Raw genomic sequence first — 25,196 nt, forward strand, 5'->3', positions numbered from 1 at the left:
CAGCAAACTTGGAGCAAAATGATAAAAATTGAAAATTTAACGAAAAAGATTGATAAAAAAATCATTTTCGATAATCTAAATCTTGATATACCTTCAAAAAAAATAACGTTTATAATTGGTAAATCAGGGATTGGGAAAACAACTCTTATTAATTTAATTGCCGGTTTTACTAAAAAAGATAGTGGAAAAATCTCTTTTTTGGATGAAAATGGCACTGAAATTAAAAAACCATTAGTCGATGTTGTTTTCCAGGACTTTAATTTAATCACTAATATTTCATCAGAAAATAATATTTTAATTGCAAATAATGTAATAAATAGAGTTTTAGACCCAAAAGAATTGGAACAACAGTCTAAATACGTGTCAATTGAAACTCAGCAATTAAAGCAAAATGTAAATAATTTATCTGGTGGCGAAAAACAAAGAATAGCAATTCTCCGTTCACTTTCAAGAGATAGTGATTTTATTTTGCTTGATGAACCAACTGGAAATTTAGATTTTGAAAACGGTGTTTCTGTATTTGAAAATCTAAAAAATATTGCAAAAAATAAAACAATATTAGTGGTCAGTCACAATTTAGAATTTGCAAAAAAATATGCCGACAAGATCATTCGTATTGAAAAAGGAAAAATTTCCGAAGAAAATATTGACAAAAGTGAGCAAAATTTAGTAATTAACAATGAAAAAAGTAGTCAATTAGTTTCTTTTAAGAGTTCCTCCTATTCAAAAATTGCGAAAATTAAGCAAGAATTAAAAACAGGTTTATTGCTTACTCTGTCAGATTATAAATCAAAATTAGTTTCAACTATTTTGTTTGTAATACTTTTTCTAACAAGTATTTTTGGGACATTATTATTTGGTGTTTTAAATTTAAATATTTTTGCTTCTAATTCTCTTAAAGTTAATGAATTGCAACTTGATTCTGTTTTAATTAGCAAAAAATCAGAAAGAGATGTGGCAACTTTCACACATAATGACATTAATAATCTCAGAGAAAAAAATAAATCAATAAAAAAAATTATTCCTTTCTTTACTTTCCCATCATTAGGTTTTGAATATAATGACAAAAGAAAACTTGGAGCACATATTGATTACATTGATGAAAGTGAATTTTTTAAAAATAGGTTCAATTTTGATCAAAAAAATTTAATAGGAAGAAACATTGAAAACGTAGATGAAATTATAATTTCAAAAGAAGTGGCTACAGAATTAGATATCAAGGAACCAAAAGAACAAGAAATTGCTGTCTTAACTGGTCCCAAAGATAAAAAAACATTAAAAGTTGTTGGAATAAATAATTTGCTTAATGCAAAAAATTTAAACCTAAGTTTTTTGCATCATAAATTCGGTGAAGATATCGAATTACAGAAAAGTAAAAACAACAAACCAGAAAATTCACAAGCCAGTCAAGGCAAAAAAATAGAACCAATTATTTTAAGGTTGTATTTTGAAAATGATAATTTGGAAAATAATATTGATAATTTTATTGAAAATAATAAAGAGTATAATGTTGAATCCTCATTAAAGGGCATATCAAAATTAACTTATAATTTACAAAATTTTATAAATATAATTGTTGGAGCAATTTTAATTGTTTTTATAGCAATTCTATTAATACAAACGATTTTTTATACAAAAAATCTAACTGATTCAAAAGTAAAATTAATTGGAATCCTAAAGGCACTTCGGGCTAAGACATGGCAGATTTTTCTTTATCATTGATTAAATATAATTATAATTTCATTTCTAATTTTAGTCATTAACTTATCAGTGTCTCTCCCCTTAATTCCAAAAATTTACATTCAAATACTCGGTGAAGATGCCATATATCCTTCGACTTCACAAATAGTAATTTTAATTTTCATAATATGAATAGCAATGTTTTTTATAATTTCGTTTATTTACTTATTGATTTCATGGATTAATTATAGAAAACCTGTCACAAAATTGCTAAAATTCGATCAATTTTAACGATTACTTTTTAAAAATAGATAATTTGCTACCAAATATTTTTTTCAAAATATTTGGTATTTTATTTTTTTTAGCACCCTGACAAACATAGTCAAAAATGCCATATTTTAACATAAGGCTTAATTTTGCTGAGGTAAATCAAAAAAGTGTCTGAATTTTTTAAATCAATATATTAATTTAAGCAAAAATTGGCCCATTTTTTTTAGTTTTATTCTGTTTAGATTCCTTTAATAGCTGAAAAATGGTAAAATATTACAAAATACAACTAAAAAGGCCTAAAATATGAATCAAAATAATCTCTTAGAAAAATATAAAAAGCAAATTGAGGAAATCTCCTCAAAAGAACTAAATCCAGACCAAAAAAATTTAGCAATTCAAATTTTAGAAAAATTTGAACCAAGTAAACTTGAATACGTTTTTCAGTTTATTTCTCAACGAATCAAAACTGGCTTTCGTTTTGATGCAGCTCCTGAATCTGATTCAGACCGAGTTGCAATTTTGCAAAAAAATGAAGATTTATCTTTTGTTTTAGACAAAAGTCAATCTGAAGAAAATACCTTAATAATCGGCGAAAATTACGATGCTCTTAAAAATCTTGTAGTTCTCGAGAGAGAGAGAGAGAGAGAGAGAGAGAGAGACCGCGTCCGGGTATGATGTAATTTACATTGATCCACCTTATAATACCCAGGCTAGTTTTGACGATGGTAATCAGGTCGCAAATGATAAAGAAAATATTTTACCTTCAAAATTTATTTATCGAGATAAGTACTCTCGAAATGGTTGACTAAACTTACTAAATGAGCGGCTAAAATTAGCCAAAAAACTTTTAAAAGAAGATGGAATAATTTTTATCTCAATTGATGATAATCAACACGCTTATCTAAAAGTTTTAATGGACGAAATTTTTGGTGAGGAAAATTTTGTTGCTAATTTTATTTGACAAAAAAAACATAAAGGATTAGCGGCAGATTCCAAATTTATAAAAGTTCTAACAGAACATGTATTAGCTTATTCAAAAAACATTCAACATTTAACAACAAATACTCATCCCCAAAATATTGATGATGGATCATATAAATATTCTGATGAGTATATTCAAGAAAGAGGAAAATATAAGTTGACCCAACTTGATTTTTCTTCATTAACATGATCTAAAGGACTAGATTATCCGATTGAATATAATGGCAAAATTTATTATGCTGGTAGATACAAAGAAAAGTGACAGGCCAGGCATCAGGGAAACCACGCTGTTAAAGATTGAACCTGGCGTTGATCTAGGAAACAAGTAGATTGAGGAATCAAAAATGGCTTTATTGTTTTCAAAAATGATAGGGTTTATGCAAAACAGTATCAATTTGTTGACAACAAAAACCAAAAGACTGTAAGAGTTTCGAAATTTTCTAATTTAATATTATTCGCCCAAGGCACTGAAGGAGCCAATGAACATATAAATATTTTTCAAACAAAGATCTTTGAACATCCCAAACCAATTGAATTAATTAAGTATTTAATTAATATTCATCCCAATAAAAATGCAAAAATTCTTGATTTTTTTGCTGGAAGTGGAACAACCGGTCATTCCGTTTGAGATTTAAACCGCCAAGATGGTGGAAAACGAACCTTTACTTTGATAACCAATAATCAAGAGATAATCAATAAACAAGAGAAAACCAATAATCAAGAGAAAACCAATAATCAAAAAAAAATCGGAACAGATGTAACCTATGAGAGACTTTTCCGAATTTCAAATGGAAAAGCTACTAAAAATCAAGAATTTGATTGAGCCAAAAAAAACAAACCTTATTTGCAAAACCTGAAAGTTTTTGACATTTCTTATTACAATACTCAAATTTTTGGTTCAGAAAAAGGACTTGATGATTTGGTTGATTCGCTTTTAAAACTTTTTAAAGATTTTGATATTAAAGTTACCTCAAATCATAAAGATGCTAAAAATACCAGGTATATTGAACTTTTAAATCATCTTTTAGCACTTAAACCACAAGAAAAGGATTCATAAAATTATGGAATTAACCAAATCTCAAAGTAATGCGGTTGAACAATTAGTTGAGAAAACAACTTCATATCTCACTAGTAGCGAAGAAATTAAGACAAAATTAAAAAAAGGAATTTATTTTGAAGCCCCGACAGGATCAGGAAAAACTTTCATGATCCTAAACTATATTGATAAATTAATTGAATGAAATAAAGAAAAAGTTGGTAGTAAAGAAATAGTTTTTGTATTTGTAACATTATCAAGTGCTGAATTACCTAAACAAACGGAAGAAAGATTTAATAAATATAAAATTTTTATAGATAATAAAAATTTAAATATAGAGAGAATTGAAAGTCCCTCAAACTTGAATGGAACGGCAGAATTTGATAAAAACTATCAATTTTTTGCCAAGCCTGATTCAGTTTTTATTATGGGTGGAGCATCTTTTAAATCAAATTCTATTTTACGTGAGCAAGGAGCAATTGAAGCATTTTTGTCTGAAATTAAACAAAAAAGGCAAATTCTTATTTATATAAGAGATGAGGCCCATATTGGTGATATTAACAAAACTTCAAAAGGAAAAAAAGGCAAAAAAGACAAAGAAGACAAAGAAGACAAAGAAGACAAAGATGGCAAATCTTTTGAAGAAGAAATGCAACAAAATGCAACATTTATATTGAAAATGACAGCAACCCCAAAACCTGATTTCCCATTAGTTCGATTATCTGAAGAAGATTTAATAAATGATACAGATTTAAGTGGTCTTAAGAGGATTACACTTTTAAAAGCCAAAAAACGTCATAATTGTGGCTTAGAAAGTGGTAAAGATTATGATAATGAACAAATTTTGGAAATAGCTTGTCAAAAATTTAAAGAAATTAAAAAACAATATAATGATAATATTAAAGAGCCTGATTTAGTCGGTATTAACCCCGCAATGCTAATCCAAATTGATAGTAAAACTAAAAAATATGTGCAAAAATTTTATGAAAATGAAGAAAAAATAATTAAAATACTCGAAAAATATAATCTTAGTTGAGTAAAATATTTTGAAAATAAAAAAGAAAGTAATTTGCGTCAAAAATCTAATTTCACATTACGTGATATTTCTGAAGATATGTCTTCAGTTGATGTAATAATTTTTAAAATTGGCCCAGCAACAGGATGAGATATTCCAAGAGCATGTATGTTAGTCCAACTTAGAAATATTTCATCTTTTAATTTAGGTGTTCAAACAATTGGCAGAATAAAAAGAAATCCTTGCCCTAAGTATGATTTAAAACTTGATTCCATTGCTCATAAATATTTTATTTATAGTAATGTTGATCCTGTGAAAAAAAATGTGCATAAACTTTTTTTGAAGAATGAATATAAAAATGACATACTTATATCAGGCAAAATCGAATTTTCTGGAACACCTGTTGAAAATAGAAGTAAAATAATTAATGAAGATCAATATTATAACAATTTTGAAAATGAATTTGACAATGACCCTATGCGTAAAAAAGTTAAAAAAACTTTTGAAAACCGCTTGGGAGAATATGAAGACGACTATAATGCCAATAAATTTATTTCTATTGATACTGAAGAGTATGGTTCAGCAAGATTGATTAAATCCAAAATTTCCAACATTGTTGAATTAGAATTAGCAATTATTAGGCTTAAAAACAATTTAAAAAAATATTTTACTTGTAAAATTGAAAAGTTTTTTGACCAAATGAAACAAGAATTTTTAAATGACAAAAAAACAAATAAACAAACAGGCAAAAAAACAAATGAAGAACAAATCTTAGATTTAATTATTTTGTTAAAATATGGGCGAGAACTTGCTAGAATTTATAAAAAAACAATTAAAGATCAAGTTGAAAATGCTCAGTATAAACTTATTTTTAAAGAGCACCTGCCTGAAGAAATTGAGTTTAATAATACTAAAAAAGATAAATCGGTGAAAACTAATGATTCTTTTGCTTATGAAAAAATTGATGACAAAAAATCAAAAAATAACAAAACATCAAAAGATAATCTTCCGTTAGATTCAAAAGCAGAAAAGTTTTTTGCACAAGAATTAATAAAAATTAGTAAAAAAAAGAAAAATATTCGTTTTTGAGCTAAAAACCCAGCCCATACTAAATTAGGCTTTCAATACATTAACGGAAATGAAATTGCAAATTCATATCCTGATTTTTTGGTTAGCAAAAATGGGAATTATTTTTATTTTGAAATCAAAAATTATAAAGATTATGATTCTAAAAAAACACAATTATTAATAAGTGGTTATAATAAATATTTCGAAGAAAATCAAATAAATCAAACAAATCAAAAAAAATTAATCGTAGCTGTTTGTTGAGTTGATGTTGAACAAGAAGAACTTTATTTTGCAGGATCTTCTAATGTAGATGAAATTCGAAATAAAATTGATTTTAATGAAATAACAAAGACCGATATCAACAACATTAGCAATGAAGAATTTGAAGAAAAAAGAAAAAAACTTATTCCGTCAATGCGTTTAACCAAACTTATAAATTAAATAAAAATAATCTTTCTTAAAAACACAAAAAAACCTATAATTCATAGGTTTTTTTGTGTTTTTCGAATAAAAGAGCTTAAATATTTTTATTATTCAATTATTAATTAAAGCCATTTTCAAATTTGAAACCAACTTGAAAATGGCTAAATTTATTTAACTTTGTGTAGAAATTTATTTTTAGGTTATTTTTTAAAAAAAAGATAAAAACCTGAAATTATAAAGATAAAACCAAACACAAAAAATATAAAAATTACAAGTCTAATTATCTCTTTTTTAAAATCTGATCAGTTTTGATTGCGTTTCTTTTGATAAAATCAAAGAAAAACAGCAATCAAAAAGAGGAAAATGGCAATTAAAATTGAAAAAATTAAATATAAAATCATAAGATTTTATGATAATTCAAGGTAAAAAAGCACTTTTTGGATCATTTTTTCAATTCCTTTTTGATTAATTTTTCTAATGTCATAACTTTTAGGATTTTCTTGGAAATATTTTTCAACTTCGTTAGAAAAATTAACTAAAAGGTCAGTGCCAACATTAATTTTGTTAATTCCAAAATTGATTGCTTTTTTAATTTCTTCTAGAGAAAGGCCGCTGGTTCCGTGCATAACAAGCGGGATTTTATAGTCTTTTTTAAAGTTTTTGACTAAATCTCAATCTAAATTAGCCTTTTTTTTGTAAATTCCGTGCGCGGTTCCAAAAGCAATTGCAAGAAGATCTGATTCTGTTTTTTGGTAGAATTTTTTAACACTGTCAATTTCAAGAATTTGTTCAGTATTTTCTTGATGACCAATTTCTTTACCGCCAATTTGACCTATTTCTAGCTCAAGGAAAACATTTTTTTTATCAGCAATCGATTTAGCTTTTAGTGATTTTTCGATATTTTCATCAATTGGAAAATTTGAACCATCAAACATTGCAGAATTAAAACCAAATTCAAGGTATTTTTCAAAAAGATTTAAGTCATCACAGTGATCAAGGTGAAAAATAAATTTACCAGAGGAATTTTGAATCGCTGATAAAATCATAGGTGCTAAAATTTCAATGCGTGAATATTTTATCGCCCCTTGGCTTAGCTGAATAATTAAAGGTTTTTGGGAAATTTCCCCTGCTTTAATTACGGCCAAAAGTGTTTCTAAATTTAAAACATTAAAAGCAAAAATTGCTTTATTTTCTGCATTTAGTTTCAAAAATACAGATCTTGGATCAATAAGTGCCATTATTTTCCTATTATTATTTTCCTATTATTTTCCTATTATTTTCATACTATTTTGCGAACGTGATCAGCAACAAATTCAACATCAGTGCCAACTATAATTTGTAAACCTTTATTGCCAACACGAACGATTCCTCGACCACCAGCTGCAAGAATTTTTGCATCTAGCTGTTCATCTTTTTTATTATCTTTAACAATAAGTCGTAGTCTTGATGCACAATTTGAGACTTCTTCAATGTTTTCTTTGCCGATAATTTCAATAAAGTCTAGTGCCATTTTTTCATATTTGTCACTAATTTTATCAGTGTTTTTAGCTATTTTTTCATTATGCGGGTCTATTTTTTTGGTGCTTTGAGTTTCTAAATTTTCATTATTAGTACTTAATTCGGTTTCAATTTTGTCTTCGCGACCTAAGGTTTTAATATCAAACTTTTTAATGAAAAAGTAAAAACTTGAGCCTTGAATTAAAAACATTATTGCTGAAAATGCCCAAATTCATAGTGGATTTGCCAAAATTCCACTAGTTTTTGCAAAGGCTCAAGAACGTGGGAAAGAGACAATATAGTCAATAAATCCGGCACTAAATCCAATTCCGATACTCATTCCAGTTCATGTCACGAACATATAAATTAATGAAGTAAGAAAAGCATTTAAAAGTCATAAAAGTGGTGAAATAAAAATAAAAGTAAAAATTAAAGGCTCATCAATTCCAGTAAGAAAACTTACAAGTGTTGCGCCTGCCAAAAATGTAGTAATTGTTTTGCGATTTTCCCGTTTTGCGGCAAAAATCATTGCCACAGCAGCACCAGGAAGTCCACCTAAATATAAAGGAAAAAATCCGGTTGTAAATCCACCAGAACCAATAATTCCGGTATTAAATGCAGTTATATCTCCATTTACAGTGTGAATATCGCCAGCATTTGCAATAGTTTTTCCCACTGAATCAACAACAGGACTAATTAATACACCTTCAATTGGCAATTGGAATCAAACAAAAGTATTTAAAATATGATGAAGTCCAAAAGGCTGTAAAAGTCGATTAAGAAATGCATAAACTGAGACATAAAATCCCCGGGCATAACGATTCGCGCTCTGATCTGAAAGGGCTGAACCAATTTTAATTAGTCCGTATTGAGCCCAAGGTCAAATAATTGCAAAAAATAAACCAAGCGGAATTATTGATAAAATTCCTAACATTGGTACAAATCGTCTACCACCAAAAAAAGAAAGTGTCTGTGGTAATTTAACGTTTTTGTATTTATTATACAAAAACGCAACAACAATTCCGACAACAATACCGCCAATAACCCCTGAGTCTAACTGGTAGACGGGCTTGCCAGCTTTTAGGAAATACAAAAGTTGCGTTAGACCTTTAAGTTCGCCTGAGTCGGCCACCAAAACTTTTGAATAAATTGCCTCAGCAAGTTGATTTTGTTTTAAAAGCGCCGTCATTCCGTATCAGACAACAGCACCAACAAGCGCGGCTTCGCCGCGGTTATCTTTGGCAAAACCAAATGAGATTCCGATTGCAAAAATAATTGCCAAATTATCAAAAACGATTCCACCTGGAGTTGAAATTAGTCGCCCGATAAATTTTTGTGCCTCAGAAATTCCGATAGAACCATTTGCCGAAGGATCTTGAATTAATGCGCCAATTCTTAATAAAAGTGCAGCGATTGGCAAAACTGCAATTGGAAACATAAGTGATTTTCCAAGTCGTTGTAATTGGTTTAAAATCCGATTGAAAACCGAATTTTCTGATTTATGTGATTTTTGCTTTGGAGTAATTTTTTTAATTTTACCAGAAAATTTAACGGTCATTTAACACCTCTTAATTTTTTAGTAAAAAATTGCTTTATCAAGTGTTTCTTTTGATAATTTAGAGGCAGCTTCTTTGTCTAAAATAAAAATACAATTTGGATGCAACTGTAAAAAAGAAGCAGTAATTTCTGAATTAGGTTTTTCTTCTAACATTTGTTTTGTAACGCTTGCTTTATGTAAACCAAAAGAAACCATAATTGCTTTTTTTGTGTGTTTTAAAATTGTCTGAACTCCCATTGTCATTGCTTGTTTTGGACACTGGTCAAAGTCGGAAAATTTCCCTTTTTTTACCATATCAATAATTGTCTCATCTGTTAAATTAGTAACATGAGTACTTGAGTCAAAAGGTGTTCCAGGTTCATTATAGGCCATATGCCCGTTGACTCCGATGCTAATATATTGTAAATCAATCGGATTTTCAGCGATTTTTTGTTCATAACGTTTTACTTCTTGTTCCAAATCGCTTGCTTCTGAGTTAGGAATATTAATCTGAGAGATTGGAACATTGACATGATCAAATAAATTAGTTTTCATTTGTTTGATAAATGCCTCTGGATGATCTTGGTCAATTCCGACAAACTCATCAAGATTAAATGTTGTAATTTTATCCCAGGAAGTCCCGTTTTGCAGGTGGTCTTCAATTAAAAGTTTATAAGTTTCAATTGGTGAAACTCCGGTTGCAAAACCTAAAACTGAATTAGGTTTACTTCTAATTTGTTCAATAAAAAGGTCTGCACAATATTTGTGCAGGTCAGCTAATTTTTCAAAAATTAATATTTTCATTTTAATGTTCTCCAATTTAAAGTGCAAATAAAAGTTGTTATTATTATTTGCCCAATTATAATTTTATCAAAACAGACAAAAAAAAAAAAAAAGTATAAGAAAGTAAAAAAAGTTAGTATATTAATTTCAGACATATTCAAAAAAAACTGTATCAAAATGAAACAATACAAATTTAGTGTTGAAGACAAATTTAAATACATCAAAATTGCTGAATTTAAAGTGTTAAAAATTGCAACTTTAGGTTTTTAGCAAGAATTTCCTGAGTTTGACAGTTTGGTGGCGAAAATTTGCCTTTTATTGAACACAAAATATGCAAAAAATACCGATAAATCCGGTTTTTTTGACCTAAAATCTTAATTTTTATTATTTAGAAATTAACCTTTTGCAAAAAAAAAAAAAAAAATGCTTGGTTCAAAATAAAATTATGTTATAATACAGTTGCTAAGAATGAATTAATAAATTTTGATATTGAATTAGGGAGGAATCAATGATGTTTTGTCATAAAAAAATCAGATAGTGCGAATTATCCATTATATTTTTAGATATGATGGAATGCCTTAAATTTAACCGTTTAGAAATCTATAAATTTAGGGCTTTTTGTTATTGTTCTTTCAAAACTTCATATGTTTTTTTAGGCTCAATGCAAATAAAAACGAGTTTTCTATTTGCATTGAGTTTAAATAGTAGTTGTATTTTTTATGGTTTTTGTTATTTCAGCCATAAATTGATTTTTGCCAGTGTTTTAAAATAGGTAATTAACTTTTGCCAAAAAAGTTAAAAAAGCGCCCAAAACCAGATTAAATTAGTAGAAAAAAGTCAAACAACTAGTTTTTATCAGTGATTTTGATTGCACCAGTTTTGTTAATTTTTCTACTATTTTTTTAAATAATGATACAATTATTTAAAAATTCAAGTATTTTTAAAAATAGCTTAAAAATAAAGGTAAATTTCAAAAATGTTATACAAAAATTTAAGAATTATAAGCCATTTAGAAGAATTTTTTGGCTGAATTGAGTTAGATGAGAGCGGAACTATTGTCAATTTAGGACGTGGAAATACCGATTTTGAAGGTGTTGATTGCAAAAATAACATTTTGTTGCCAGCTTTTATCGATTCGCACACTCATGGTGGTTATGGTTTTTCATTTGAGGATTTTTCTATCCTAAATTGAGAAAAAAATTTTCTTGAGTATAAGGAAAAATTACATAAATTTGAAGGCGTAGCGGCTATTTTTGGAACAACAGTTACTCAATCTTGGTCTAAAATTCAACAAAATTCTGAGTTTTTTAGTTTTTTACTTAAAAAATATCCATATTTTTTCCTAAATTGGTATTTAGAAGGACCTTTTATTTCTGTTGAAAAAAAGGGTGCTCATGATGCAAACTTAATTATTTCGGCTAAAAATTTTCATTTTGAATTTTTAGCAAAAAAATTTGCTAAGAAAATTACAGTTGTAGTTGCCCCTGAAAGAAACTCAGCAAAATTAATTAATTTTTATCATAAATCAATTAATTTTGCAATTGGTCATTCAAATTCTTTTGACTTTGAAAAAGATCATGAATTAAAAAACTATCGTAGATTCACTCACTTTTTTAATGGCAGTTCTAATTTTGATCATAGAAGTCAATCACTTACTAACCTAATTTTTGAATCAAAATTACCTAGAAATTTTCTAGTAGAGCTAATTACCGACGGACTTCATATTAGAAATTCAACATTAAAATTCACAATAAAAAATCTCAAAAAAGAAAATTGAATTGCTGTTTCAGATTCACTTGCCCAAAAAGGGCTTAAAGACGGATTTTATAACTTAGGAGATTTAGAAACTGAGAAAAAAGGCGATTTATTTTATTTGAAAAATTCACAACAAATCGCCGGAAGTGGAATGAGTTATCTTAGTATTCTCAAAAATTTAAAGCAAAACCTTAAACTTTCATGACAAGAGATTGTTTTTTGCTCTTCGTATAATGTTGCAAAAGCCCACAATCTTTTAGATTATTTTGGCACAATAAAAGTTGGCCAAAAGGCAAATTTTGTTATTGTTGATGACGATTTTAATCTAAAAATGGTAGTAATTTTTGGGCAAATTTATCTCCATTTTTAAAAAATTTTTTGTTAATAAATTTAGAAATAAAAAACTTAAGTCTGATTTTAGAATTTTTTAACTTTTTCCTGAGTTTCCCAGTTTGATAAGGTAATTTCAAAAAAGCATCTGGTTTTAGGCAATTTTTTAAGTTTTTTGGTAAAAGTTAATTACAATTTTATTAGTAATTTATTAAGATATCAAATTATTGATTGTTTCCAAATAACTTTTTTCAAATTTCATGTTTGAAATTTCCTTAAAATATTTAGGTTTTTTGCCAAACAATTTGTTTACATCAATAAAACCATCTTTATTTTGTTTTTTCATAATTTATAATTATACCATAAAATTACTTAAAATGCAATTAAATGACATTAATATAAATTAAGGTTTTACGTTCAAAAAACACTGATTTACGGGTGTTTTTTCATATTTATATTCACTAAAAAGTGAATTTTTGCCTTAAAACTGGGAAACTCGGGAGTCTGATTTTAGAATTTTTTAACTTTTTCTTTCTCAAAAATCAAAAAAAACCTATGAATCCATAGGTTTTTTTGGTGAACTTTAATAAAAACTATTTTTTAATGTAAGCATCAATAAATGCTTCAGTTATTTCCTGACGAGCACGAGAAGTTTTGCCATTTGTAAAATCAGGATGATCAAAAACGGCAAAAGCTTTTAAAGTAATTGTAGATTGGGATTTGCCAGATTCAGGAGTTTGTTCTGCCACTGGTTCAGCTGGTTTTGCTTCAGCTGGACCTATTTGGTCTCAATCTAAATTAAAGTAGTTTGGGAAAGGATTTCAAGTTTTTGAAGGGTCGATATTATAAATAACATCGCCAACTTCTTTGTAATTTTTAGGATCTTCAGCGTTGGAAGAATATAAACTTAGGGTTATTGAAAAAGGAGTTTTTATTATTTCTAATAAAAGATTTGCATCCTCTTCAATTAAATTTTTATTTTTTGTAACATCAGTTTCTTCTTTTGGTGAGTAAAAAGATTGGCTATAATAGACGTTATTTGCAGTGTCATTTATTGTTGGAACTGTTGGTTTGGGTGTTGTTTTGCCAAGAAAAATCTCGGTTTTTTCATACAACATTTTTGGAGGAATAGTAGGGAATAAAGCAAATCCGTCTCATGAATTATGCAAGTATAAAGAAGGTTTTAGTTGCGAATTAGTAGAACGGTTACTTCCTTGGGTTGTATTTTTTCTAGAAATTCCTGATGTAACTAGAACTTGTTGTTTGTCAAGAACTCTTAATAAATCAGTAGAACCTCCGAACAATTGAGTATAGGCGCTAATTCCGAGTTTTTTGCTCCCAAACTCTTGTCTTAAATAAACATAATTTGCAAGCTGTTTATAATCCATTCCAATGACATAAACCGGTTTTTCACCCTCTTTTGATTCAAGTTTTTGGATAAAAATTCCCTTTCCGTCTTTATCTGACAAAAGATAGTGCTGTTTTCCATCAGAAATACCTTTGGCACTAAAAGCTAAATAAACTGCACCTGAATCAACACGTGAAAATGGTTTTGGAGGCACTTTTGGTTTTGCTGTTTCAGTTTTAGTAGCCTCAGTTTTTACGGCTACAGGTTTTGCTGCCTCTGTTTTTGTGGCTTCTGTTTTAGAAGCTTCGGGCTTAGTTGCTTCAGTTTTAGATGTTTCGGCTCGATTACTTTGAAATTTTAAAGCTTTTGTAAGCTCAAGACCATCAGCAGTTCTTCTTGCTTGTTCAGATTGGAAAGCTAAATTTTTGTTTTCAGGGTCAAATAAACTAACTTTTCCATCTTTATCAGTATTTTCTAAACTAATTGGATCTAAAAATAAGGAAGGATTATATTTTTTAACAATATCATAAGCTGATTTTTCGGAGTTAATAACATTATTAACAACAATTTGGGAAGAAGCAAGAACTTTTGAATCATCATTAGTTGAAACTAATTTAAAGTCAAAAACTAATTGGTGATCTTCTTTAACATCAATTTGGTATTCAACTTTTGCATCACTAAGATTATAAATTGAAGCTGTATTTAGTGTTGTCCAAACATTAGTTCCAATTTTTGGGGATGAATCAGGGGTTGGGGTTTGGCCTGGAGTTGATTCAGGACCTGAAGTTGTATCAGCAGTTGTACCTGTTTCACTAGTTGTAGCCGATTCTTCATCAGCAAAATTAGAAACATTTACAGATTGTGAACTAATTGAGCTAGCTTTTGCTTTAGCTTCTTCTATTACTTTTTTAAGTTCATTTTTAGATTTTGTAATTTCCCTAGTTGATGGGTATCTACCATTGTCAAGTAAAAATACTCTTGAAACAACTTCATCACTAGGTTCTTCTAAATTAGTAGCAGTTTTTGCTAGTTCAAAAAGTTCGTCAACTGTTTCTTTTATTTCATTAGTTGAAAGTGTTCTTGGTCCACTTTGATCTTTAAGACTAAATTCTTGAACTGAATTTACTGATCCAAGAAGTTGTCCTAGGGCTTGCTCGTATTTATTTAAATCAACAAATACATCAAGATAAACGGTTATTTTTTGTTCTAACTGACTGTCTTGACGGCTAAAGTTAATATCAAATTCAAAGCGAACTTTTTTGTCTTTAAGAAGTTTTTGTTGATCAGCTTGGCTAATTTTGGTTGCATCAAAAAGTTTTGGTTCAATTTTGAGATCAAAAGTCCCAAATTTTGTTCTTGGACTTAATTGACTTAAGTCAATTTCAAAAAGTTCACTAACTGGTTTTGTAATAATTTTTTCAGTATTTGTTCCTGATTTTTGATTGTATAAAAAGTCAACTAATGTGGTTTTATCTTTGATTAGCGCTTCTTGAAGGGCTTCTTTCATTTTAATGTTTCCACTAAAATGACCTTGAAGTCATGTCATAAGTGTTGATTTAAATTCATCAGGGTCAATTAAACCACGAATTTCAAGACTTAATTTTTTAGTTTTGTTATCTTTTTTATTAACTAAATTAACATCTAAAAATAATTTTTTATCTTTTTCTGTAAAAGATAATTGGTTTTTTGAGTCAACAACAGCTTCAAGACTATAATCACTATCCAAGAAAATTGGTTCATCTAAAGAATTATAAAGACTAAGACTAGCCCCAGAAGTAGCCAGTGTGCTTTCAAGTTTGGAAAAATTATTGATAATACTTGTTGATTTTTGGAAATTTGTTTTTAATTTATTTTCAAATTCTGCTTGTAAAAGATTGCTTCTTGAGACATCAATAAAAGATTTTGACTCATCAACTTGAAATTTATCAAGATCACCGCTGGCTTGATCACTAGCTGCAAAACCTTTGAGTTCAATTTGTTTTGAGTAAGTTATTTGTTCTTTTTCTGAACGGGCAAAAATTACAACATTTTTAATTGAAGTATCTTCAGCAATAGCATTTTCAAAATTAAAACTAATTTGATAGTCTTTTGATTTTAGATCACCAAAATCAAAACCTGAACTTAGATCAAATTGGTAAAGTCTACTTTTGGCCGCTGCAAGTGCAGTTTTTGCTGAAATATTAGCAATATTTGGATTTAGTTTTAAATTTGAGACAATTGTACTAAATTGTTCGCTTGAAACACTACCTGTATTTGCAAGGGCGTGCTCTGTTGGAATTTCATTTAAAAATGAATAATAAGAATTATTATAGGCTTTTAGACCCAGTGGGATCCCAATAACAGCGCTTAGTGCAATTGCTGATCCTAAAATTGTTGATACTAATCAAAAAGGCTTTTTTAATAGTTTCATTTTTTTCTCCTATTTTGAAAATTATTTAGCTGCTGCTACTGACTTCCCCTGATGTTGAGGTTGAGCCGGTTGTTGTTGTTGTTTCAGTTTTATTAATAGTAATTCTAACTCTTAGAGTAGATCTTTTTTGAGGGGGTGTTGTTGAAGTTCCAGATGAACCTGAATCTGAACTAGAGTCATCTTTTACTAAAACAAAAAATAGAATTTTAGTAGTTTTGTCAAACGAGTCAGAAATAGATTCAACTAGGGTTTTATAATTTTTATCTTTAAAATGAGTTTCGAGATATTCTTCAACTTTTTTTCCTAATTCAGGAAGGTAACTTGTAAGGCTATTTTGGTCAGTTGTGCCTTGATTTGGAGTACCTTCTGATTTTTTACCTTGATTTTGTGCTCCCTCAGCTTTTTTCCCTTGGTTTTGTGCTCCTTCAGCCTTTTTGCCTTGGTTTTGAGAACCTTCCACTTTCTTAGGGAAAGTTAATTCTGAATATTTACTTGAGTCAAGACTGGTCTCTCTAAATTGACTTTGAAGTTGAATAACTGCTTTATCTAGTTCGTTAATTTCTTTTCTATTTTTATAGATTTCATCATCTTCGAGTTCTATAAATGCTTTTATTTCTGGAGTTTTAACATTTAATATACTTCCGTCGTTGGATTCGAGTTTGAAGCTAAATTTAACAGGCAAAACTTTCTCTTTTTTGCCTTGGTTTTGAGCACCCTCTGCTTTTTTACCCTGATTTTGAGCACCTTCAGCTTTTTTGCCTTGGTTCTGTGCTCCCTCGACTTTTTTAACTTCTTCAGTTTCCTGTTCTTTGCCTACTTCTTGAATTTTTTTAGAAACTTCATCTTTTTCTTGTTGATCTTCTTTGACAAATTCAAGTGTATATTTTAAATTGTCATCAAGTTTTGCTCAAGACTTAAAGTTGTCAAACTGACCAGCTTTTAGGAAAAATGCTGATAAAACATCACCAAATTTTTCAAATTTGGCATAATTTTCAGTTTCAGTTCCGGACTCATTCGATTCTTTAGTTGTCACTTTTTGAGTTTTTAGATACTCAAAAATTGATGAGTCACCTTTTTTAGTTCCAAGTTCAGTTTTAATACTTGTTGGCAGAACCAAAGTTCCATAAAACCCGATACCTTCGCTATCTCTTCATAAATTATTGAATGAAAGTTTTTTGATTTCGCCTTGAGTCAAACTAATTTTATTTGCTTCTTCAAAAATATTGTCTTTAGAATCTAAAAGACTTTGAGGTATTTGACTTGATTCAGCAATAAGCCCTCATTTTTTGGTAAGTTCAAAAAGTGTTTCAAGGAAAGTTTTTCTGTCTTTTGTTAGTAAATCTTGGAAATAACTAGCAACTTGGTGTCCATCACGGAAAAAATTACGAGATTCAATACTTGAAACTCCAGCATTTCTAGTTGATTGAGTCCCGTCTTTAGTCATTTTTTTAATCTCTGACAAACTTGGGTGTTTAAGTTTTCCAACTCAAGAGTCTAATAAAGAAATATAAGGCCCAAGGTCTAAATCGTAATTATTTTCTATAATGTTGCGAATTTCATTGGTTTTTGGACTGGTTCCAAAAAGAGCTTCAATTTCTTCTTTTGCAACCTTGCGTGAAGACGATTTGATTCCTGCCCCATATTGGTCAAAAACTGCCTGTTTTTGTTTATTATTTGTTCCAAGTCCTTCTAAAAAGCGTGTTTTAAAAATATCACTATTTAACTGACCTAAGCTTTCTAATTGTTTAAGTCCGCTAATCTCAAGAGTTCCAGTTTTTTGACTAATTTCCAAAGGAGAATTGCTTGGCATGAAAAATTGGCTATTAACTGAAATTGTATAAGGAATTAAAACTTTAGTTTTATCAGTTGCATCAATTTTTGCTTCTAAAGGATCAAATGAAACTTTAAGAGTTTTGCTTGAATTGTGGTTTTTGAACTTTTGGCCAAAATTACCAAAACTAAAAGCAAGTTTTTTGTCTTTTAAAAGATCTAAAATTTCTGACTTTAGACTTTCAGAGCGCTCAGCAGGGTCGCTAAAAAATCCAGATTTAATTTGGGCTAAAAATTCAACAGCCAATTTGTCGTCCATTTCTGATTTAAAGTCTGTTTTATCTAAATTTTTCAAACTTAAATTATCAAAAAAATCTGAATAATTTAAAAAATAAGAACTTTTATCGTTTTTTTCTAATTTAATTGCATTTACGACAGTAGCAAAACTCGAACTTGAGTCAAGCATTTGTCTAGCAGTTGAAGTAAGATTTGCCTCTAAGAAAAATGAAGGAACTTGATTTTGAAGACTAACAAATTGACCGGTTGACTTATCACGGGCAAAATCGAAATTAAAAATTGTATCCATTGAATTTGGAAGTTTATTTTCCTGCGAGTTTTTAAGGCTTGCTAATAAATTCTTAAGTGAAGGAAAATATGAGCTAATTTTTTCACTAAATTCTTTTGAGTCTTTTGATTTATTTAGGTCATGTTGGAAATCAACTGGTCTAATTGTGCTAGGATCTGTTGGATTTGAAGTTGCTGAATTTTGATCCGCGAAATTTGCGGTTCTAGCAGAAATTAAATTTTGAACTTGCTGATTAAGTCTGCTGGTAATTTTTTGTAAGGAAAAATTAAATTCGGCAATTAAAATAGTTGATTCTTTGACAAAAGAAACAACTTGTTCATAAATGTCGGATTTGGCAACATCGCCATTTTGTAATTTTTGGCTAGCTTGAAATTTAACTTTAAAATTTTGGTTAGCATCATCTGGGAGAATTTCTAGAATTTGGTAGCTAATTTTTGCATCAGAAAATTCTGAGTCAGAAAAGTCTAATTTTTCTAAATTCCCACCCTTTTTCTCGAAGAAAGAAAAGGATTCAAGCGCATTTTCGGCATTTTTAATTTTATTGCTTTCATCTAAAAGCGCACTTTTTACGTCTTTATAATCTGAATCAGCGTTAAAAGCATTTAAATTAAAGGCCAAATTTGAAACACGAGATGCAAACTGATTTACTTGAGTTCTTGGATTTTCAGAATTATATTTTATATTTACTGTAAGACCGATTGTAAGGCCGACAATACCAGCTCCGATAAGTCCCGAAATCCCCCCCGCCAGCAAAAGGGTTTTGGATTTTGATGATTTATTCATAGAAACCTCCTATGTTGTACTAAAAATAAAAAAATAAATAGTTTAAATTATAAACTAATTTTATTTTCATAATTATACATAGTAATTATACTAATTTTCAATTAAAAAAAAAAAAAAAAAAAGAGTTGAGTTTGTCAGTTTGGTGGTGAAAATTCACTTTTTAGTGAATATAAATATGCAAAAATACCGGTAAATCAGTGTTTTTTGCCCTAAAACCTTGATTTTTATTATTTTGAAATTAGCCTTTTGCAAAAAAAAAAAAAAAGCTTGGTCTAAAAAAATTTTAGGGTATAATTAAAACCACTTAAGAATGAATTAATAAATTTTGATATTGAATTAAGGGGGAATTAATTATGTTTTTTGTCTAAAAAATCAGAAAATGCAAATCATCCATCATTTTTAAATATGATGGAATGCCTTAAATTTAACCGTTTAGAAATCTATAAATTTATGGCTTTTGTTTATTGTTCTTTCAAAACTTCATATGTTTTTTTAGGCTCGCTGCAAATAAAAACGAGTTTTCTATTTGCATTGAGTTTAAATAGTAGTTGTATTTTTTTTGTGATTTTTGCTGTTTTATCCATCTGGGAAACTCGGAAAAAAGGATAAAAACTAGAAACATTACTTCTAGTTTTTATCTCTTTTTTTTTGGCAATATGCAAAAATTAAACGTCAATTTTTGCATATTGGGCATTTTCCTCGATAAAAATTTTACGCAAAGTTACGTCTGTGCCCATTAAGGAATCAAAAATTTGTGCTACTTCTTGGATATTATGAATTTGAACTTGAGTCATTCGACGGGTTTTTGGATCCATTGTTGTTTCTCAAAGTTGTTCAGGATTCATTTCTCCAAGCCCTTTGTATCTTTGGATATTAAATTTAGGATTTTCGCCACTAATTTTACTTAAAATAGCCTCTTTTTCTGCATCATTATAGGCATATTCGATCTTTTTATTGTAAGAAATTTTGTATAGCGGTGGAATTGCAATATAAACAAAACCATATTCAATTAACTTTTTAAAATAACGGAACAAAAATGTCAAAAGTAACGAGCGAATATGAGATCCATCTGAATCAGCGTCAGTCATTATTATAATTTTTTGGTATCTAATTTTACTAATATTAAATTCAGGGCCAACTCCAGTACCAAAAGCGGTAATCATTGAAATAATTTCTTCATTTCGCAAAACTTTTTCAAGTTGAAAACGTTGTGAGTTAATCACTTTTCCTCGCAAAGGTAAAATTGCTTGAAAATTACGATCGCGACCCATTTTGGCACTCCCACCAGCTGAGTTTCCCTCAACTATATATAATTCGGCGATTTGGGGATCTTTTGTTGAACAATCCGCAAGTTTTCCTGGAAGCGTCCCTACATCAAAGGCTGATTTACGCTTTACTGCTTCACGAGCAGATTTAGCTGCACGAGCTGCTTTTTGGGCTAACAGATTTCTTTTAATAATTTTGTCGGCATTTTCTGGATTTTCGGCTAAAAACCGTTCAAGAACAGTGCTTAGAGTTTTGTTTACAAGTGGACGAACTTCTTTGTTATTTAGTTTTGCTTTTGTTTGCCCTTCAAAAATAGGGTTTGTATGTTTAACAGAAATAATTGCAATTAGACCGTCTTTTATATCTTGTTTGTCAAATTTGTCTGCATCAGATTTAATAAATTTATTATTAATCGCATAATTATTTAGAATTCTTAAAAGTGAGTCTGATAGTCCCAGTTCGTGAGTTCCGCCTTCAATATTGTGAATATTATTTGTGTATGATTTAATTTGTTCGTGATCTTCGCTTATATAATTTAGCGCAACTTCGATTTTAATAATTTCATCATTATGCTCGAATTCACCATCGGCATAAATGATTTTGTCACTAACTTTTTCAAAATCCTTGCTAAGATCAGAAACATAGTCACGAATTCCGCCATTGTAGCAAAAACTTTGATTAAATCCGTTTCTCTTGTCGATAATTACAAACTCGATTCCTTGAGTCAAGTAAGCTGTGTTTTTAATACGATTTACGATTGTTAAAAGTTGAAAATTATTTTTTTCCAAAATTTGAAAGTCGGGCTGAAAAATAATAGTTGTTCCTGTTTCATTTTTTTCCAAGTCAGCAATTGGACTTAAATCAGCAAGTTTTTGGCCACCATTTACATATTCTTGAAACCACAATTTGCCTTCACGTTTAATATAAACTTTTAAATTTTTAGCTAAGGCATTAACAACTGAGGCACCAACCCCATGTAGTCCGCCTGAAACTTTATAGGATTTTCCATCAAATTTTCCACCTGAATGAAGGACGGTAAAAACAACTTCAGCAGCCGAAACACCGTGTTTTGGGTGAATTCCAACTGGAATTCCACGCCCGTTATCCTCAATACTTATTGTATTATCGTCTATAATTGTTAAGGTAATTTTAGATGCAAAACCAGCAAGTGCTTCATCAACAGCATTGTCAACAACTTCTCAAACTAAATGGTGTAATTCGTTAATTCCGGTTCCACCAATATACATTCCAGGTCGTTTGCGAACAGCTTCTAGACCTTCTAAAACAACAATATTTTCAGCTTGATAATCTTTTGACATTATATTTTTTCTCCGACAAGTTACATTAGAATTTTACCATAAAAAGCAAAAAACATAAGTGTTTTAACTTATTTTTTAATTAATAATTTTGAAAAATAAGTTAAAAAATAATAAAAAATACTATCAAAATCAAGTTAAAAATTTAAATTTACCTATAAAAAAGGCTGCCAAAATAAATGCTAAGTATACCACTTTTTATTTCAAAATTCTGTAAAAATCTTGTATAAATGCATAAAATCACTGAATTTTTCAGCACTCAGACCAAAAAATTCAATGATTTTATCAGCGGAAATTCCTAAATTTAGATGCAAAGAAACATAATCAAAATAAGGGTTATTGTGCCTAACTCATTCAAAATCAATAAAATACAGATTGGTTTTAGATACAATAATATTTTTAAACTGTAGATCATTATGGCAAATTACTTGAGGATCAAATTGATATTTTCGAACTAGTTTTTTGTATTTTTCATCGTTAATTTCGTTAACTTGTCAATCAAATTTAGTAATTTTTTGATTTTTTCGCTGATGAAACTTTGAAAGTTCAGTAAATAACTTTTTAATATAAAAATCTAAGTTTTCTGAGTCTAAAATTTGGCCTTCAATCCATTTTTTAATGTAATTTCCTTTTTGGTAAAAAAGAAAATTTGGATCATTTTGAATGAAATTTTTTTCATTTTGTCAATCAACAAAATTATTTTTAGCTATTCGAATTTGTACTTTTTGTCCTTGGTAAAAAGCAGTAAAAGTACAATTATGTAAGCCACAATAAATTAAGCTTGGATTTTTTATCAGTGCGCTAATATTTGGAGGAAAAACGCTGAAATTCATAGGTTGTTTTTGATTATTTGGGGAAATTGATCTATGTTAATCTTTGTCAGATTCACTTAATTCAAGGTCAAAATAAACCATTGTATGGTTTGAAATTCCTGTAATTCTTTTTATATCTTTTGGATCACCAGATTTATACTTTGTTTCTCTCTTATCTTGATTTCGCATTTTGTCATATTCTTCTACATTAACTATATTTTTCTCAAAAATTGAATACAAGTCATATTTTTGTGCATTTTTTGTATTTAAATTACCTTTATAAAAAATTTTGTCATAAGAATTTGCATATTCACCAAAATTTTTAGAAGATAAACTTGTTTTTTCATCTTTATTAAGGAGTAAACGGTATGACTTTAATGTTGAGTCAAATAATTTTTCGGTGTTTTCAGCGAGAATATTTGTGTCACCCATGAAAATTATTTCATTATTTAAGCCATCTTTTTTGTCAATTTCATTTAAAACATTAGCTAAATCACGTGCTTCACCCGCTTCTTGTTGACCTTGTTTGGGAGCTTCAGAATCAGGTTCTTCCTTACGATTTTTCTTAGATTTTTTATATGGTCCCGCGGTATCGAAATGGCCAATTACTAAAGTAAAATCATTTTTAATATTAGTTTTGGTTTGAAATTTGACAGCAGCAACCGGTCGAGTTCATGTCAATTTTGTACTGTCTTGAATTAAGTATGGATTAGAATTTTCTTCAAAATTTATCATTTCAAGAAGCGAAGATTTGTATAAAAAGGTGTATTTTTCTTCATGGTTTGTTTTCCCATACTTGCTAGTAGTCATTTGTTTTCAACCAGCTGTGGGGTTTAATTTTTCAAGTTCCTTTACAATATCAACCCCATCACCAGTTGTGGTAATTTCGGCAAGTCCAACAACATCACTTCCAGAAGAGTTTATAACATTAGCAATAGCAAAAGTTTTGGCGGTATTTGTTTGTTTTTTACTATTTATTTTGTTTGTGTAATCTTTAACGTTTCAAAAACCTAAGCGAATTGATTGGTTATTATCTTTTTGCATATTTTTTTCAGGTTCTTGAGTGTTTTGCTGATTTTCCTTTTGGTTTTCAGTCTTGTTGATCGAGGTTGGAAATTCTTTTTCTACATTTTCTTCAAGTTCTTGGGTTTTTTGTGGATTTTGGTTTTGCTTTTGAGTCTCATCAACTGTAGCAGACAAGTCTGTTTCTACATTTTTTTCAAGTTCTGGAGTTTTTTCTGGATTTTGATTTTGTTTTGGAGTCTCATCAACTGAATTGGACAAATCTTTTTCTACATTTTTTTCAGGTTCTGGAGTTTTTTCCTGATTTTGCTCTTGTTTTTGAGTTTCTTTAACAGAGCCAGACAAATCTTTTTCTACATTTTTTTCAAGTTCTGGAGTTTTTTCCTGATTTTGCTCTTGATTTTGATCTTGATTTTGATCTTGATTTTTAGTCTCATCAACTGTAGCAGACAAGCCTGTTTCTACATTTTTTTCAGGTTCTGGATTTTTTTGTGGATTTTGATCTTGCTTTTTAGTCTCTTCAACCAAATCGGACAAGTCTGTTTCTACATTTTCTTCAGGTTCTTGGATTTGTTCTTGATTTTGGTTTTGCTTTTGAGTCTCACCAACCGAGGCAGACAAGTCTTTTTTAGGTGATGTTTGACTACTTTTATTTATAATAACTCCCTTTCCAGTTTGTTCTCCGGTAGATGTACTATAAATATAATATCCACCAGCACCAGCAGCTGCCGCCGATCCTGCAAAAAGAAGTGGGAATAAAATAGCTTTTTTCATTTTAGATTAAATTTTTGTTAATCAATTTTCCTTTTAGATAATTCAATTAGAGCGTCACTAACTTTTTTAACTCAAGTTCGTTTAAAATTTCTAGTAAATCAGGACAAATTTTGATATTTAAACTCTCAAAAATATCAAAATTAAATTTAGCACCATAATTTAATCTAATAAAATGTTTAAAAAACACTATTTTGTCCCTTTTTTCTTCGATGTGTTCTAACAATTTTGCACTAATTTTATCAAGATTTTCCAAAATGTTATCTACATTTTTATATTTTTTCTACTAATTTATTTTTTTGAAACAATAATATTTTTAAACTGTAAATCATTATGACAAATTACTTGAGGATCAAATTGATATTTTCGAACTAGTTTTTTGTATTTTTCATCGTTAATTTCGTCAATTTGTTAAGTAAATTCACTAATTTTTTATTTTTTGTTGGTGAAACTTTGTAAGTTCAGTGAATAACTTTTTAATATAAAAATCCAAGTTTTCTGAATGTAAAATTTGCTCTTCAATCCATTTTTAATGTAATTTCCCTTTTATAAAAAAGAAAATTTGGATCATTTTGAATGAAATTTTTTCCATTTTGTCAATCGACAAAATTATTTTTCACTATTCGAATTTGCACTTTTTGACCTTGGTAAAAAGTAGTAAAAGTGCAATTATGTAAGCCATAATAAATTAAGCTTGGATTTTTTATAACTGCACACTAATATTTTGAGAAAAAAC

15 protein-coding genes are annotated in these 25,196 nt (G+C 28.9%); 5 read left to right on the forward strand and 10 right to left on the reverse strand.

The window, feature by feature from the left end; all coding sequences use genetic code 4:
* The first annotated feature begins 18 nt into the window (after positions 1–18).
* From QJQ40_RS00655 to QJQ40_RS00670, 4 genes are all read left to right on the forward strand, one after another.
* Complete coding sequence (locus QJQ40_RS00655) at positions 19–1,971, forward strand: ATP-binding cassette domain-containing protein (protein WP_282861381.1); 1,953 nt, start codon at positions 19–21, stop codon at positions 1,969–1,971.
* Between the two features lie 282 nt (positions 1,972–2,253).
* Positions 2,254–2,652 carry a type III restriction endonuclease subunit M gene (locus tag QJQ40_RS00660; protein ID WP_282861382.1) on the forward strand — a complete coding sequence of 133 codons (399 nt, stop codon included), beginning with the start codon at positions 2,254–2,256 and terminating at the stop codon, positions 2,650–2,652.
* On the forward strand, positions 2,636–3,988 hold the full coding sequence (locus tag QJQ40_RS00665; protein WP_282861635.1) for a site-specific DNA-methyltransferase: 1,353 nt from the start codon (positions 2,636–2,638) through the stop codon (positions 3,986–3,988). Before QJQ40_RS00660 ends, QJQ40_RS00665 begins: the two co-directional genes overlap by 17 nt.
* Before the next feature lie 4 nt (positions 3,989–3,992).
* Entirely contained in the window at positions 3,993–6,491 is a 2,499-nt protein-coding gene (locus tag QJQ40_RS00670) for a DEAD/DEAH box helicase family protein (RefSeq protein WP_282861383.1), read from the forward strand.
* A 389-nt stretch (positions 6,492–6,880) separates the two neighbouring features.
* Here the strand turns inward: QJQ40_RS00670 and QJQ40_RS00675 are convergent, their stop codons facing one another.
* Genes QJQ40_RS00675 through QJQ40_RS00685 form a run of 3 tightly spaced genes read right to left on the reverse strand, consistent with a single transcriptional unit; the run spans position 6,881 to position 10,311 of the window.
* Complete coding sequence (locus QJQ40_RS00675) at positions 6,881–7,711, reverse strand: class II fructose-bisphosphate aldolase (protein ID WP_282861384.1); 831 nt, start codon at positions 7,709–7,711, stop codon at positions 6,881–6,883.
* A 35-nt stretch (positions 7,712–7,746) separates the two neighbouring features.
* On the reverse strand, positions 7,747–9,528 hold the full coding sequence (locus QJQ40_RS00680; RefSeq protein ID WP_282861386.1) for a PTS transporter subunit EIIC: 1,782 nt from the start codon (positions 9,526–9,528) through the stop codon (positions 7,747–7,749).
* 18 nt (positions 9,529–9,546) lie between these two features.
* The gene (locus tag QJQ40_RS00685) at positions 9,547–10,311 is read right to left on the reverse strand and encodes a glucosamine-6-phosphate deaminase (RefSeq protein WP_282861387.1); all 765 of its coding nucleotides are present in this window, start codon (positions 10,309–10,311) and stop codon (positions 9,547–9,549) included.
* Positions 10,312–11,266: 955 nt separating this feature from the next.
* Here QJQ40_RS00685 and QJQ40_RS00690 point away from each other — a divergent pair.
* Positions 11,267–12,415, forward strand: a complete 1,149-nt coding sequence (locus QJQ40_RS00690) for an amidohydrolase family protein (protein ID WP_282861388.1) — start codon at positions 11,267–11,269, stop codon at positions 12,413–12,415.
* A 171-nt stretch (positions 12,416–12,586) separates the two neighbouring features.
* Here the strand turns inward: QJQ40_RS00690 and QJQ40_RS00695 are convergent, their stop codons facing one another.
* The 7 genes from QJQ40_RS00695 to QJQ40_RS00725 all read right to left on the reverse strand — a co-directional run bounded on the left by QJQ40_RS00695 (position 12,587) and on the right by QJQ40_RS00725 (position 24,716).
* On the reverse strand, positions 12,587–12,721 hold the full coding sequence (locus QJQ40_RS00695) for a hypothetical protein (RefSeq protein WP_282861352.1): 135 nt from the start codon (positions 12,719–12,721) through the stop codon (positions 12,587–12,589).
* Positions 12,722–12,968: 247 nt separating this feature from the next.
* Entirely contained in the window at positions 12,969–16,133 is a 3,165-nt protein-coding gene (locus QJQ40_RS00700) for a P110/LppT family adhesin N-terminal domain (RefSeq protein WP_282861389.1), read from the reverse strand.
* 25 nt (positions 16,134–16,158) lie between these two features.
* Entirely contained in the window at positions 16,159–19,272 is a 3,114-nt protein-coding gene (locus QJQ40_RS00705) for a P97 family adhesin (RefSeq protein ID WP_282861390.1), read from the reverse strand.
* Between the two features lie 665 nt (positions 19,273–19,937).
* Positions 19,938–21,857 carry a DNA gyrase/topoisomerase IV subunit B gene (locus QJQ40_RS00710; RefSeq protein ID WP_282861392.1) on the reverse strand — a complete coding sequence of 640 codons (1,920 nt, stop codon included), beginning with the start codon at positions 21,855–21,857 and terminating at the stop codon, positions 19,938–19,940.
* A 179-nt stretch (positions 21,858–22,036) separates the two neighbouring features.
* Complete coding sequence (locus tag QJQ40_RS00715) at positions 22,037–22,687, reverse strand: phosphotransferase (RefSeq protein ID WP_282861394.1); 651 nt, start codon at positions 22,685–22,687, stop codon at positions 22,037–22,039.
* A 36-nt stretch (positions 22,688–22,723) separates the two neighbouring features.
* The gene (locus tag QJQ40_RS00720; protein WP_282861396.1) at positions 22,724–24,463 is read right to left on the reverse strand and encodes an endonuclease/exonuclease/phosphatase family protein; all 1,740 of its coding nucleotides are present in this window, start codon (positions 24,461–24,463) and stop codon (positions 22,724–22,726) included.
* 46 nt (positions 24,464–24,509) lie between these two features.
* A complete protein-coding gene (locus QJQ40_RS00725; RefSeq protein ID WP_282861398.1) occupies positions 24,510–24,716 on the reverse strand; it encodes a hypothetical protein in 207 nt (68 codons plus the stop codon).
* Between the last annotated feature and the right edge of the window lie 480 nt (positions 24,717–25,196).

It is taken from the genome of Mesomycoplasma ovipneumoniae, from assembly GCF_030012565.1.
GTDB classification, from domain to species: Bacteria; Bacillota_I; Bacilli_A; order Mycoplasmatales; family Metamycoplasmataceae; genus Mesomycoplasma; species Mesomycoplasma ovipneumoniae_D.